This window comes from Nostoc cycadae WK-1 (genome assembly GCF_002897135.1).
Taxonomy (GTDB): domain Bacteria; phylum Cyanobacteriota; class Cyanobacteriia; order Cyanobacteriales; family Nostocaceae; genus Nostoc_B.
In genome coordinates this window covers 266,063-280,487 of sequence record NZ_DF978426.1, presented here as the reverse complement: position 1 = coordinate 280,487, position 14,425 = coordinate 266,063, and the positions used below count along the sequence as shown (strand labels likewise).

The following is a 14,425-nucleotide window of genomic DNA, read 5'->3' as shown; positions in this document are numbered from 1 at the left end:
CAAATTCATTAAGGGTGGATATGGATTTTATCAATTGCGATCGCCTATTAGCAAATCGTTATAAACGGCGGAGTGTTTTACTTGGTGCGGGATTTTTTACAGGTTTAGCATTAACCAGCCAATGGGAACCAGCATTAGCAACATCGAGATTTTCTAGCTATCCCTTTACCTTGGGTGTAGCGTCTGGCGACCCATTACCCGATAGTGTGGTGTTATGGACAAGGTTAGCACCCGACCCCTTGAATGGCGGTGGAATGCCACCAAGAAACGTGGTGGTACACTGGGAAGTTGCCCTAGACGAGAATATGCGAAAAGTTGTCCGACGTGGTAAAACGTTAGCGATCGCAGATTTAGCGCATTCAGTACACGTTGATGTTCAAGGGTTAGAATCTAATCGTTGGTATTGGTATCAGTTCCGCGTCGGGAATGAACTTAGCCCCATCGGTCGAACACGGACAGCACCAGCATTTCATAGTTTTATCAAACAACTAAACTACGCCTTTGTTTCTTGCCAAGATTGGCAAAATGGCTTTTACACAGCTTACCGACATCTGGCTGAAGAAGATATTGAATTAGTTGTACATCTGGGTGATTACATTTACGAGTACGGGCCAGAAACTAATGGGCCGCGTCAGCATAATAGTCCAGAAATTATGACTTTGACTGATTACCGTAACCGTCACGCGCTGTATAAAACCGACCCAAATCTGCAAGCAGTTCATGCAGCCTTTCCTTGGATAGTCACCTGGGATGACCACGAAGTAGAAAACAACTACGCCAACTTAATTTCCGAAGATAACGTCAACCCACAAGTATTTGCCCAACGCCGCGCCAATGCGTATAAAGCATACTACGAACACATGCCATTGCGCCTATCTTCACTACCTATTGGTGCTAACGCCCAGCTTTATCGGCACTTGAGTTATGGGAATTTAGCCCAGTTCCACGTTTTAGATACCCGTCAATTCCGCACAGACCAACCTTGTAACGATGGACTCAAGCCGCGTTGTCTGCAAGCCTTTGATGAAAATGCAACCATGACAGGCTTAGAGCAAGAACGCTGGCTATTCCAAGGTTTAGATAAATCCCTCGCCCGTTGGAATATTATTGCCCAGCAGACAATGTTTGCTCAATTTGATTTTGATGCACGTCCAGAGATTGGGGTGTTTAACTTAGATCAATGGGATGGCTATGTAGCTGCACGTCAGCGAATTGTGAACTATCTCAACTATCGCCGTCCCTCTAACCCTGTGGTGATTACTGGTGATATCCATTCGAGTTGGGTACACGACGTAAAAGTTGATTTTAATAACCCGTCCTCCGCAACTGTAGCGACTGAGTTTGTCGGTACTTCCATTACTTCCGACTTTCCCACCTCATTCATCGCACCAGTCCAAGCCGCTTTGAGTGCTAATCCCCATACCAAGTTTTTCGACGGTGCATTCCGGGGTTACGTCCGTTGTCAAGTCACTCCTAAACAGTGGCAAAGTGATTATCGGGCTGTTTCTAGCATAGTTGACCCCAATGCTTCTATCAGCACCCTAGCTTCCTTCGTTGTCCAAGATGGGCAACCAGGAGCATATCGACAAGCTTAATTCTGGCGATCCTGTTAATAACTAGTAGTCTGCCAAGAGAACTTTGCGTGGTGGACAGCAGAGGGGCTTCGGGGCAGAGGAGTAATACCATTTCACGAAAAAAATGAGACAAATTTATGGGTTTTTCATTCTTTCCCCCTGCTCCCTGCTCCCTGCCCCCTGCCTCCTGCGGTCTATTTGTATCAAACTTAAAGTGAAACATAAGTACCTTCATTCCCCCCTGCTCCCATGCTCCCTTGCTGGGTCTAAACGGCAATATTGGGTTGTTGAACTACTAGATTGTTGTAGGTGGTATTTGCCCACCTACACTTTTTGCGTAATTTCATAGAGGAAAATCTGAAGTTTTGTTAAGCAATGCGTAATTCTTCGGAGTCACTTTGAATTTATAAATAGAGAGAAAAAGGTCACACCTTAAGCTTGTGACTAGTAACTCAGCAATGCTAAACAGCTAAATTCATTTGTCTACTACATTAAAAGGCCAAACAAAATCTATGCAATCCCAAGAAACAGAACCAACAGTTATTGATTCGCAAATATTACCAGAGTTACACGCTGAGTTGTCCAAAGAAATATACAGCAATCTAAATCATGATAAACTAGCTCAATTATTAGAAAAATATGGTCTGTCAGATCTAGAATCATTTCAATTACAGTTCTTAATCGACCTAAGTCAAGTTAAATCTAGCCAAGAAAATCAAGGAATTTTGCCTAGTATTACCCCACCAAAGGTTAAATTACAGGGTTATTACTACAATGGACAATGGTATAGCTGTGGTTTTCCTTAAAAATATACTGTGTCTTGCTCATACAAGGCAAAAAAGCAGATTGAGAAACATATTTCTGTAGTAAATATTAGAATGGAGTAATCTTTTTTTTAATATTACTAATAAGTTATGAGAACAAAATAAAAATTTTCTCAATCCAAAAAAGCGGTGTTGTCCCTATTAAAATATGGATAACACCGCTTTTTTTCATAAATTTAGTACTATTTGATAAAACTCTTTTCTCTACAAATAAAGTTGCAGAATAGCAGTAAAAATAAATATTGATAACTAAGCATAACAAACGAATTTTGTCAATTATTCAACAGATGATTGCATTTTAAAAGTACAATCACAATTGTTCAGTGAGTTATGCGGAGATATGAGCAATCTTCATTGGTGGTCAAGAATTTTAGGCAGTGCAATAGGTAGTGTTATAGCTTTTTCTGCTAACTCAACTTCTGCCCAAATCATGCAGGATAGGACATTGCCCACCAATTCTCAAGTCACAACCCAGAACAATACTACAATAATTACAGGGGGTACTCGCGTCGGTGATAACCTCTTCCATAGTTTTTTGAATTTTTCTGTCCCTGCTAACACTACAGCTAGTTTTCAAAATACTGCTGGTATTCAAAACATTATCAGCCGCGTAACAGGTAATTCTATTTCTGAAATTGATGGTACTCTCCAGGCTGGAGGTACAGCTAACCTGTTTTTGATTAACCCCAACGGAATTGTGTTTGGGTCTCAAGCTACATTAAATATTGGCGGTTCTTTTCTGGCAAGTACAGCTAGTAGCATTAACTTTGCTGATGGTAAGACATTTAGTGCCACAGATACACAAGTTTCATCTCTATTATCTGTCAGCATTCCCATTGGTTTACAATTCACAGCGATCGCAGCGCCTATCCGCAATTTATCTCAAGCAAGACCCAATGGTGCAACTAATGTGATTGATCAACCTGTTGGCTTACAGGTGCAGTCAGGTAAAACATTAGCACTAGTGGGTGGTGATTTATTCTTAGATGGAGGAAATATAACAGCGAAGTCGGGAAATATTGAATTAGGAAGTGTTGCCCCTAATAGTCTAGTTACTCTCAAGCCTATCAGCCAAGGTTGGGTCTTGGGATATGAAAGTGTCAATAATTTTCAAAATATTCGACTAGCTCAACGAATAGTTGGTAGCACGGCGGTAGGTTCTGTCCTCGATGCTAGTGGTGTAGATGGTGGCGGCAGAATTACAGTACAAGGTAACATTGTCGAACTAATTAGCCGCCATGCAATTGTTACAAGTCAAACTCTAGGTATGAGAGACGGCCAAGACTTAACAATTAACGCTAAGAACTTAATTCTTCGGGATGGCGCACAAATTCGTGTTTCTACTTTCAACAAGGGAGATGGGGGAAATTTGAATGTCAATGCTTCTGATTCAGTGGAGTTAATTGGTGGGATTGTTGAGCCAGATACAAATCGTTTTATAGCCACTGCATTGGTGAGTGATACTGCTGGTGAGGGTCATACGGGTAATATTACAGTTAACACTATTAGATTGCGCCTACAAAACGGCGCAGAAATTTCAGCTGGCTCTGGTGGTAATTTAGATCGTTCAACTTCGACCTTGATACCAGCTAGAGGTAACGGAGGAAATATAACAATAAATGCTTCTGATTCAGTGGAGATAACTGGTATCTTAGCAGTAGGTTTTCCTAGTAATTTATCTGCCACAACTATAGGCCCTGGAGCCGCAGGTACAGTGACAGTTAATACAGAAAAATTATTGATCAGAGATGGTGGTATAGCTGTTACTAGTCGAATTCCAAGACTTTCACCTGGTACTAAATATCAAGGAAATGTCAATGAACTAGGTATAGCAGGTGAAATAAATGTAAATGCTGGCTCTATTCTGCTGGATGAGAAAGGACAAATCACCTCTAATAGTCAAGGTGGTGGAGGTGGAGATATTACGTTGCAGGTGCAAGATGTATTATTATTACGCCGCAATAGTCAAATTTCCACAAATGCAGGTACAGCAAACGCTCCAGGGAATGGTGGCAATATTACTATCAATGCACCTAATGGTTTTATCGTCGCTACTTCCCAAGGGAATAATGACATTACAGCCAATGCCTTTTCTGGTGCTGGTGGTAGGATTTTCATCAACGCTAATAGTATATTTGGATTTGTGCAACGGAGTCGCGCTGACTTAGTACAACTGTTAGGTACTGAAGATTCCAGACAACTAAACCCCAACCGACTCCCCACCAGCGATATTACCGCCTTTTCCCAACAAAACCCTTCATTAAACGGTACTATTCAAATTAATACACCCGATGTTGACCCCAGTCGAGGTTTATTAGAACTCCCCGCAGAACCAGTTGATGCTTCGCGTCAAATTGCCGCAGATTGTAAACCTGGAAGTAAACTCAAAAAAGGTTCTCTTATCGCCACAGGTAGGGGGGGAATTGTACCCAGTCCCACAGAACCTTTTATGGATGATTCAATCTTAGTAAATTGGATTACTCTCAATGCTGAACGTGAGAATAGCGCAAGTTATTTGCCTCATCATGTAAGTACAAGTACACAAAAATTAGATTTTGCCCATCAAGAAACTCAAATTATCCCCGCCCAAGGATGGGTGAGAGATGGTAAAGGTAATGTGACTTTAGTTGCACAAGCACCAACTGTTACACCCCATAGTCCATTACTTAATCCGGCTTCTTGTGCTGCTAATTTATAATTTGTAGTTTGTAATTACTATGCAGAGAACTTTTTACAGTAGACGAGGAAACTCCACAGCCAAACTCTCAATTTTCCACAATAACTAACTATAGAAAAAATCAAAGTCTTTCAAAGAAATAATTCTGGCTTTGTTTAAACGGTAATGATAAGCCAATTTTCTTTGCAGAAGATCCCATTGTGTCCTTTGAGATTTACGATCAGAAGCATCTAGATGTTGTCGGACTGAATTAATCTTACCTAGCCAGGAGGGATTATATACTTTTAATCCGGCTTTAGCTGCTGCCATACCAATAGCGTTACCTTCCCCAGAATGAATTCCATGTATTTCTAAATAACGCGCTATGAAATCCCAATATTTGATAAATTCTTCAGATTTTTTGCTATCTGCGGTAACGGCAAATAAAGATTCTCCAACATAGCTAACATTCTCTAATGATAAATCTAGCTTGTCTGCTATTTTCTGAAGATATATCAACCTTTCTGGGTTATATTTCTGTGCGTGTTCTACAATATTTTCTATATGTCCTGCTGCCAAACCTTCTAAATAGCGGATTTCTGGTGATATATCAGCAATAATTTTTGTATCTGCATCAATTTGGATAACGGTGGGAAACTTTTTTAAAGCTGCTTGAATTACAAATCGCTTGTCATGATAACAATGCAAGATGCCTGTTTGTTGTAACTTAAAAGCAAAGACATTAGAATAGTTTTGGAATTCTTGAGGTTGGTCTGTGCCAATTACTAATGTAGTTCCTGGAGAGTGTTTGTCTAGAGTTTCGGCAAGTTCTTTTGCTAAGTTACGATATTTAGCTCTAAAAGCAAGGATGCAAAAGCAGAAATCTTGACTTAAGTAATTAGACATATACTAAAGTAGTAACAAAAGTTAGCTTGAGCAAGACACTTGGGTGTATTTGGTAGAGCTTCCTGCTGGATCAAGCTACTTTATTAAATGCTTTTAGGTTTACTACGAATTCGCTTATTCTAGTAGCCTTTTCAATGTACGCATATCAGTAATTATATTGAAATTTATCACAACTCTATCTAGATATTTCTGAAGTTTATGTAAAAAAACTGCCCTGTTAACTAAATAATTGTAGTTACAGTGAGCAGTTAATTGAATGATTTTACTAGTATGTAGCTTTCTTTTATCTAAGACAAAGAATCTAAATCAAGGGCTTGCATTCCTTTATTTTTGGCAAAACTCAACATACTACTCAACTGCAACCATAACAGCAAGCAAGTTAATAACCCAAGTGGTAAACCAACTCCCAAGGCGAGTAAGGTAGGAAAGCCAAAGATTGCTAAACCGGAATAAAGAAAGAGAATAATGCCAAAAGTTATGCCTAAAAATGGCACTAATAACTGTCTAGAATAAAAATTAGAGTCGGATTTTTCTGCACTATCTTTGCGCCATTTCTGTACAATTACTTTGAGTGTTCCTGTTAAACCAAAGCCAGAAGTTACAGCTATAAATAACCCAACAGCTAGGAGCAAATAAGGCGGTTGTTCGGGAAAATAATACATGTAAACTCCAAAGTATATTAAAAGTGAGAAAATTTTTTGTAATAATGTGCTAGTCAAAAAATAGGAGGTAAAAGTACCTCCTGATCTAAGACTGCAACTTTAACTTTCAACGCATTACACCTGATGCAGAATTGCCCGGATTAGCAAAGGCTGTAGCTTTTGGTAAAATGGCAGCTACACCTTCTCTCGAAAACTCTGTTAACAAGCCGATCGCCACATCTAATAAACGATTAGGCTTGATATCATCTTTGACTAAATCCCATAGACGTTGCACTTCTTCGGTATGCAGGCGATCATCTTCTGTCAGGGCTAATACTAATTGTCGCCGCAGAAATTTACCTTCTTCTGATAACAAGAATTGCAGTCCCATCTGGGCTGTAGGTAATACGTCAAAGTTACCATCAGTACGGGCGATCGCAATCAAATTTTCCAACCTCTGCCACTGAAATTTCCCATCTTTAAACAAGACGTTCAGCAACCGTCGCCGTAATTCAGGAGACTCACCAGTAAGTAAGCGTCTGGCAACATAAGGATAACCAACCTCTACAATTTTAAAATTCCGGTTGAGGCTGAGGGCAATTCCTTCTTGTGTGACCAACGAACGAATAATTAAGGCAAACTTTGCAGGAACTCGGAAGGGATATTCGTACATCAATTCCGAAAATTCATCGGTAATTGTTTTGAAGTTAAAATCCCCGACATTCTTACCAATAGCATCCCCTAATACTGCTTCTAATGCCGGCACAATGGGGCAAATATTCGTGTCGGAAGTGAGAAAACCCAAATTGACAAAATCGGCGGCTAAGTCGAGATAGTCTTTGTTAACCAGATGGACTAAGGCATCTACTAAAGTCTCTTTGGTGGTTTCTTCTAACTGATCCATCATGCCAAAGTCGATGTAAGCCATTCGACCATCGGGCATAGCAAATAAATTACCAGGGTGGGGGTCAGCGTGGAAAAAACCGAATTCTAGCAGTTGTCGTAAACCAGAGGTGACACCAATTTGAATAATCGCTTCTGGATCTAACCCAACGGCGCGAATACTTTTCGTATCTGTAAGTTTGAAGCCGTTAATCCATTCCAGGGTTAAAACATGATTGCTAGTATAACGCCAGTAAATCGCCGGGACTTTCACCTGGGGGTCGTTACGGAAATTATTGGCAAATTTTTCGGCGTTGCGACCTTCGTTGATGTAGTCAATTTCTTCAAATAACTTGGTGCCGAACTCGTCCACAATTAAGGTCAAGTCGTGGCCAAGATTCAAGGGTAGCCAAGGTGCCAGCCAAGCCGCAGCCCACCGCATTAAATAAAGGTCTAAGGTGAGAATTGGTCGTAGGTTAGGGCGCTGTACCTTCACCGCTACTTCTTCACCACTGAGCAAACGACCACGGTAAACTTGACCTAAACTAGCCGCAGCGACCGGTGATGGAGATAATTCGCTGTAAACAGCCGATATCGCACAGTCGAGTTCTTTTTCGATAATTGCGTAAGCGATCGCATTATCGAAGGGTGGTAGTTGGTCTTGTAGTTTGACCAACTCTTCTAAGAAATCTTTGCGGATTAGGTCAGGACGGGTAGAGAGGGCTTGACCAACTTTAATAAAGGTGGGGCCTAGGCTAGTGAGTAGTTGTCGCAACTGGGTAGCTCGTTTTCCCCGATTCTGCTCTACTTGATTTTGCCATTCATCCCACTTTAGACTCAAAATGAATCCAGCAAAAGACCAGATTATTCTCAGCAAGCGTCCCCATGCTAACCAGGGGCGGTAACGATAGTGACGAGCGATCGCTTCTGGATTGTAGCGCTTTAGCTGAGCAGGTTGATACTGACCCACGCTTTTGTTTGCCTCTTCAACTGGGAAATCTACACTGTTGTTTTTTGGCATCCCAAATTACAAGCTAATTGCTTGTTGAGGATAACCTTAGTTTTTTATAAAAAACTATTAAACTTTACCTTTTTCGGGTACACACTCGGCGATAAAAGCCTACCGTGCTTACCTAACTTTGTTATGTTTTTCTTAATTATACTTTATAAAAGTACAAAAAATCCCCGCGAATGGGGCGAAAACAAACTCTCAATAATTAAAGAATTGTTAAGATAAAGGTTTTCCTGGGTATATTGTTACTGAGCGTGGATGTGATTATGTTTATTTGCTACAAATTATCATCCACCACAGAAGTTAGAAGATGACTTGTAGTGATCGCACTCCCTCATATCACTAGCGGTGCTTGTCGATCTGCTGCATTTGAGTCTTAGGTCGCGCTTGGCTGACAATTTAACAACTGTTCTGTCACTTTCGGCTTGCTTCTTTTGCCAGTCTGCAAACATCGCGTTTAAGTCGCAGTTAAAAGACTCGACGTGTTCTTCACGAATTTTATGAATTTCTTCTAGAATCTCATCTGGCAACATGGCGAAATCTTCTAATAGTTAGTGCTGCTCAATAAACCTCGTCATGGCTACCGATATCTACAAATACAGCTTTTCCATCTTCTGTAAAGTAGAAAAGGACTCTTTCATCGTAATCTACACTAAAACTCCAGAATTCTTGAAGCTTGCCTGATAGTTTGTGCGTTTTCAAGCTCGGATCAAATGGATCTACAGTGAATTGTTCCAGTTTTTGCCAAAACTTTGCTTCTAAATCTATGTTGCCTTTGATGCGCTTTTTAAAAGCACGTTTGAATGCAGAACTGAAACTAACTTCCACAACTACTCCTCTATCAGTTGTCTCAGCTCATCGATGTTGGATGAAAACTTCAGTTCACCTTTTTGCTGTTCCATTTTTGCCGACTGAAAGTTGTCGTATATTTCTTCACGGCGCTCTTCACGGAGGTATTGCTGCAACAAAAGTTGAAGTTCAAGCTTCTCATCTACGGAGAGACTTTTGATTACTTCGACCACATCACTAAAAGTCATCGATTGCAAAACCTCATTGTACTCACTAATCATTCTAGCTGGCGAGAAACCAAGCTCTCAATATTCAAAAGGTGCATGAATGAAATATCACGCACCCTATATGTATAAATACCTCTAACCCCCAGCCTCTACTTAGACTTAGCCTCCAAATTTTCTAAACGACTTTTGAGTTCTTGGTTTTGTTGTTTGAGTTGGTCGAGTTCTTCGCGCAATTGACGCAGGGCAGTTTCTGAGCCGATATGCTTTTGGACATTGGCAATTTCTTCGTCAGCATAGCGGCGTACCCGGCCATCAGGGGTTTGTTCAGCAAGCGATCGCAAAACCCCAATCGCTTTTGGTGTTTCCATCTGTCCCAAGGCTGCAACTACCGCCATTTGAGTTAAAAAGAAAGTTTCTTTGGCGATTTCGGCTAATCTGTCTAAAATCCGTTCTAGATTCACTGGTGTTTGACCGACAGAAATTTTACCTAAAGCTCGAATTGCTGCTAAACGTAATGCTTGGGGAACTCCTTGTTTTGTATATTCCAGCAACAAATTTACAGCGGCTTCGGAGGTTTTGAGTTCTGCTAAACCGCCAACTGCACCACTACGCACTACTTCATTCCACCCAGCTTTCTCTTCTAAAACAGACTTTAGCAGCTTGATGACTTTTTCTTCTTTAGGCTTGTCATCTAGATTACCAGCTGCAATCGCACCAATTGCACGGGCGGCGGCGGCTTCTACATAATAACTGCGATCGCCTTCCTGCACTATTTCTTTCACAGCTTTATAACTGTCATGGGTTTTAATGGTCGCCAATGCAGTAACTACAGCACGGCGCACATAAGGATTTTTATCTTTTAATCCTGTCACTAACCCATCAAAAGCTTGATCTAATTTGACTTCTGCGAGTTGTTTCGCCACTTCTACCCGCACACCCCAAAAAGGATCGTTTTTCAATGAGGTTGATAAGGCTTTAGTCGCTTCCAAACCGCCTTTGTTCGCTAAAGCCGCAGCTGCATAAATGCGGGAAAGGGGGTCAGGATCAAATTCTAACTGTGCTTTTAACTCTGGAATGGGATATTCCAAGGTTACAGTTTTCAAGAAATGATTCCCGACATCAAAGCTAATAAAATCAGGCTTGGCTGACAGTGGGAAGTAGAAGCTTTGTTCGTGTTCGTGAACTCGGACTGTGAACGTGGTTAGGGGGGAGTCCTGATTGCTGTAGCCGAAACCAATGGGGATTTTCAGGTCAAATAAATTTTTACTGCTATTGTTATCAGCTTGGGTTTGGGTAATTGTGACCTTGGCTAAATTTGCATCCCCATCCCAAGAGTAAGCCACTTTAAAATCAGGATGGCCGCCACGATAAACATATTGGTCGAATAAAAAAGCTAAATTTCGCCCTGTTGCTTTGTCAATGGCGCGGAGTAAGTCTACTGTTTCCACAGTTTTATGGGCATTATCTTGGACAAATGTTTGAATAGCGTGCCAAAATAATTCTTCTCCCAATTCCGCCCGAATCATGTGATAAACACAAGACCCTTTTTCGTAGATGTGACGGTCATATAGTTCAATGGCTTCGCGGTAAACATGCGTTACCATTGGGCGGCGGTAGCGGCTGCTATCTTCGCTTAAATAACTCCGCGCCTCTAATAAACGATAATATGCTGCTTCTGCGGCACTATATTCCTGTTCCGTCCACATAACTTCGGAGTAAGAAGCCATACCTTCTTTGATCCAAGCATGAGACCAATGCTTAATTACTAGCAAATCACCAAACCACTGATGCGCTAGTTCGTGAACAACTAAACTTTCGGTGTTGCGGTTATCTAAAGCGGCGCGTTCATCTAAAAGACAACGGTCTGTTAATAAGGTGGTGGAAGTATTTTCCATCCCGCCAAAAATGAAGTCATCAACGCAAACTTGAGCATATTTGGGAAAAGCGTAAGCATAACCATACTTTTCACTTAAAAATTCAATCATACGGGGAGTTTTACCCATGCTGCGTTTAGCATCGGCTTCCCTGCCTTTTTCGACGTAGTAGGTGACAGGTTTACCTTTCCATTCATCTCGAATTTCGGCAAAGTCACCCACAGCCAGAGTCATTAAATATGTAGGATGAACTTGCTGCTGTGACCAATGATAAATTTTTTCTGCACCTTCCTCAGCGGTATCAATTAATTCACCGTTGGAAATGGCGACTAATGCTTTAGGAACCCGCACCCGAATTTCTGATGTTGAGAGTTGTCCGGGATAGTCAAAGCAGGGAAACCAAAAACGTGAGTCTTCGTCTTCTCCTTGAGTCCAGACTTGGGTGGGTTTGTGGGGATAATGCTTGTCTGGTTGGATAAAGTAGATACCACGTTGGGGTTTTTCGGCTGAATAGGCGATCGCAATCAAAATTCTTTTACCCAGTTGTGTGGGTTGGTCAAGTTTGATCGCCAGCTGTTCACCATCATAGTCAAACTTTTGCGCCACCTCATCTACTTGCACAGACTGGATATTTAAATTCACTGCATCCAGTATCAAACGGTCAATCCCAGAGCGAATCGGTAATAGGCGAATACTACAACTACCGTGATAACTTTGCTTAGGGATATCTAAGTGCAAGTCGAGAAAAATATGCTCTACCTGTCCAGGGCGATCTGGATTATAGTGTGGTCTGGCTCCTGGTAACTCAAAAGATTTGTGTCCGTTATTATCTGTATCAAAATAGGAATGTGTCATTGATGCTGACTGACCTTGTAATCCTAAAAAATCTAAGTAAGTTTACGAGAATAATGCTATCGGTGATGTTTGTTCATCTAAACAGCGGATAGAAAATATGCGATCGTTGCAATTGTTTGACAGATTCTCATGAATCTTCTGCGGGGATATTTGTGATGATTTTTCCTTGAGTACAAATACTCGGCAAATTTTCTTATTAGCTTAGGATAGCCTGCCTCTTTACCACAAGCTATCTCTCAAGATGAATAACCTAGCATTTACGGATTTGCCTCTCATTTCTTTGAAGTATTTTTTTGGAGTTTTTTCCCAGATCTATGTGTAAATTCACTAATTTTATCAGTATAAACCGAATACTTAGTGAAATTTATTCATAATTCCGCGAACTCAACAATGACGTTTTTACTAACCTCAGTAAAAATCTGAGGAAAAGAGGACAGTAACAATGCCTGAACGTAAATCGAAGTTTTTAATTCCTGCTATTGGTGCAGTTGTTGCAGTAGTAGGAGGCGTGGCAGTTTATACCTATCTTTTTAAAGGGCCTGCTGGAGATATTTCTGGGGCTTTAGGCAGTGCTAAATTAGTTCCAGCATCAGCATTGATGGCTACATATATTTCTACTGATGCACAAGCTTGGTCAAAATTGCAGCAGTTCGGTACCCCAGAAGCGCAAAAGCTGCTGACAAAAAGTCTAGAAGACTTGAACAAAGATATGTTTAAAGGCAGTGATATTTCTTACGAAAAAGATATCAAGCCTTGGGTTGGTGGTGTAATGTTTGCCGTGTTACCTCCCAGTACAATTAAACCGGCTCAGTTCCCAACTCCGGGGAATGCAGCCAAGCCCCCAATAAAATTACAACAAGAAACAAATATTTTAATGGTGGTAGGGATCAAAGATAAACTTACTGCTTTAAATTTTGCCAATAAATTAAAAAGTCAAAAAGGAGTGAAAAGTAAAGAATATGATTATAAAGGTGAAAAGATTACCGAAACAATAGAAAATTCAAGACCAACATATAATGTAGTCGTCAATAATAGTTATTTGTTATTAGCTCCAGAAAAACAATCTGTAGAAAAAGCAATTGATACCTTAAAAGGGCAACCTTCCTTTGCTAATAAAGAAGGGGTTAATAATCTTCTCAGCAAGAGTGTAAATCTGCAAAATACTCTGGCGCAAATTTATGTACCAGACTATGCTGGCATGATACAGCAATTTGCAGCAGCCAATGGACAGGGCAAAGCAGTACCGCCACAAACATTGTCACAGTTGAAACAGGTAAAATCAATGGTGGCTGGTGTTGGTGTAGATGATCAGGGCGTGCGGGTAAAAGCGATCGCTAATTTAGATCCGCAACTAAGCAAATTTCAGTATCAAAACACACCAGCTAAGATATTGGCACAATTTCCTAGTGATACCTTTGCGCTGATTAATGGTAATGGTATCAGTCGGGGCTGGCAAACACTCGTAGAACAGTCAAAAGATTATCCAGAAGTTCAACAAACCCTGCAACAAGTCCGCAGTCAATTAAAATTAGCCAATATTGACTTAGATAAAGAAATTTTTGGTTGGATGGATGGGGAATTTGGCGTTGGGGCGATTCCCTCTAATCAAGGCGTGTTAGCAAGTGTAGGTTTTGGTGGTGCTTTTGTGTTTGATACAAGCGATCGCAAAACCGCAGAAGCCACCTTTACTAAACTTGACGACCTAGCCAAAGCCCAAAGAATTAACATCGCCACCCGCAAAATTGGAGGTAAAGATGTCACAGAATGGCAAATACCCCAACAAGGAGCATTATTAGCTCATGGTTGGTTAGATCAAGATACTGTCTTTTTAGCACTTGGCGGCCCTGTTGCTGACGCTTTAGCAGCTGGTAAAAGCCCTTCTCTCGATCAAAGCGATACCTTTAAAACTGTTACCAGTTCACTGCAACAACCTAACGGCGGTTACTTCTACTTAGATATGGATAAAACTGTATCTTTAGTTAATCGTTTTGCTGCCCAAGGTAGACCAATTCCACCTGAGACTACTGCCCTTCTAAATTCGATTCGTGGTTTGGCTGCAACCGCCACTAGTCCCGACAAATCTACTAGTCAACTAGAAGTGCTGTTGGCGCTCAAACCAAGTAAAAATTAAGGTGTAGGGATTGGGAAAGAGTTTTCTCTAACTCAATCCTTAATTGTTTACACT

The 14,425-nt window shown here is 40.9% G+C and carries 10 protein-coding genes; 4 read left to right on the top strand and 6 right to left on the bottom strand.

The genetic code is table 11. From position 1 onward, the window contains the following. Positions 1-20: 20 nt before the first annotated feature. From NCWK1_RS10745 to NCWK1_RS10735, 3 genes are all read left to right on the top strand, one after another. Positions 21-1,595, top strand: coding sequence for an alkaline phosphatase D family protein (locus NCWK1_RS10745; RefSeq protein ID WP_103124714.1), 1,575 nt, complete (start codon positions 21-23; stop codon positions 1,593-1,595). Positions 1,596-2,086: 491 nt separating this feature from the next. Beyond that, positions 2,087-2,380, top strand: a complete 294-nt coding sequence (locus tag NCWK1_RS10740; RefSeq protein WP_146033975.1) for a hypothetical protein — start codon at positions 2,087-2,089, stop codon at positions 2,378-2,380. Between the two features lie 358 nt (positions 2,381-2,738). Next, complete coding sequence (locus tag NCWK1_RS10735; RefSeq protein ID WP_103124712.1) at positions 2,739-5,096, top strand: two-partner secretion domain-containing protein; 2,358 nt, start codon at positions 2,739-2,741, stop codon at positions 5,094-5,096. Between the two features lie 84 nt (positions 5,097-5,180). Here NCWK1_RS10735 and NCWK1_RS10730 read toward each other — a convergent pair whose 3' ends face one another. The 6 genes from NCWK1_RS10730 to NCWK1_RS10700 form a co-directional block, all read right to left on the bottom strand. Continuing rightward, positions 5,181-5,960 carry a hypothetical protein gene (locus NCWK1_RS10730; protein ID WP_103124711.1) on the bottom strand — a complete coding sequence of 260 codons (780 nt, stop codon included), beginning with the start codon at positions 5,958-5,960 and terminating at the stop codon, positions 5,181-5,183. Between the two features lie 287 nt (positions 5,961-6,247). After that, positions 6,248-6,622, bottom strand: coding sequence for a hypothetical protein (locus tag NCWK1_RS10725; protein WP_096575466.1), 375 nt, complete (start codon positions 6,620-6,622; stop codon positions 6,248-6,250). 106 nt (positions 6,623-6,728) lie between these two features. Further along, positions 6,729-8,453 (bottom strand): ABC1 kinase family protein, encoded by a 1,725-nt coding sequence (locus NCWK1_RS10720; RefSeq protein WP_103124762.1) that lies wholly within the window; start codon positions 8,451-8,453, stop codon positions 6,729-6,731. 603 nt (positions 8,454-9,056) lie between these two features. After that, positions 9,057-9,323 carry a type II toxin-antitoxin system RelE/ParE family toxin gene (locus NCWK1_RS10710; protein ID WP_103124709.1) on the bottom strand — a complete coding sequence of 89 codons (267 nt, stop codon included), beginning with the start codon at positions 9,321-9,323 and terminating at the stop codon, positions 9,057-9,059. A gap of 2 nt (positions 9,324-9,325) precedes the next feature. After that, positions 9,326-9,565 carry a hypothetical protein gene (locus NCWK1_RS10705; RefSeq protein WP_245894875.1) on the bottom strand — a complete coding sequence of 80 codons (240 nt, stop codon included), beginning with the start codon at positions 9,563-9,565 and terminating at the stop codon, positions 9,326-9,328. A 95-nt stretch (positions 9,566-9,660) separates the two neighbouring features. Further along, complete coding sequence (locus tag NCWK1_RS10700; protein WP_103124708.1) at positions 9,661-12,240, bottom strand: M1 family metallopeptidase; 2,580 nt, start codon at positions 12,238-12,240, stop codon at positions 9,661-9,663. Between the two features lie 442 nt (positions 12,241-12,682). Here NCWK1_RS10700 and NCWK1_RS10695 point away from each other — a divergent pair, with 442 nt between their 5' ends. Then, on the top strand, positions 12,683-14,371 hold the full coding sequence (locus NCWK1_RS10695) for a DUF3352 domain-containing protein (protein WP_103124707.1): 1,689 nt from the start codon (positions 12,683-12,685) through the stop codon (positions 14,369-14,371). Positions 14,372-14,425 lie beyond the last annotated feature (54 nt).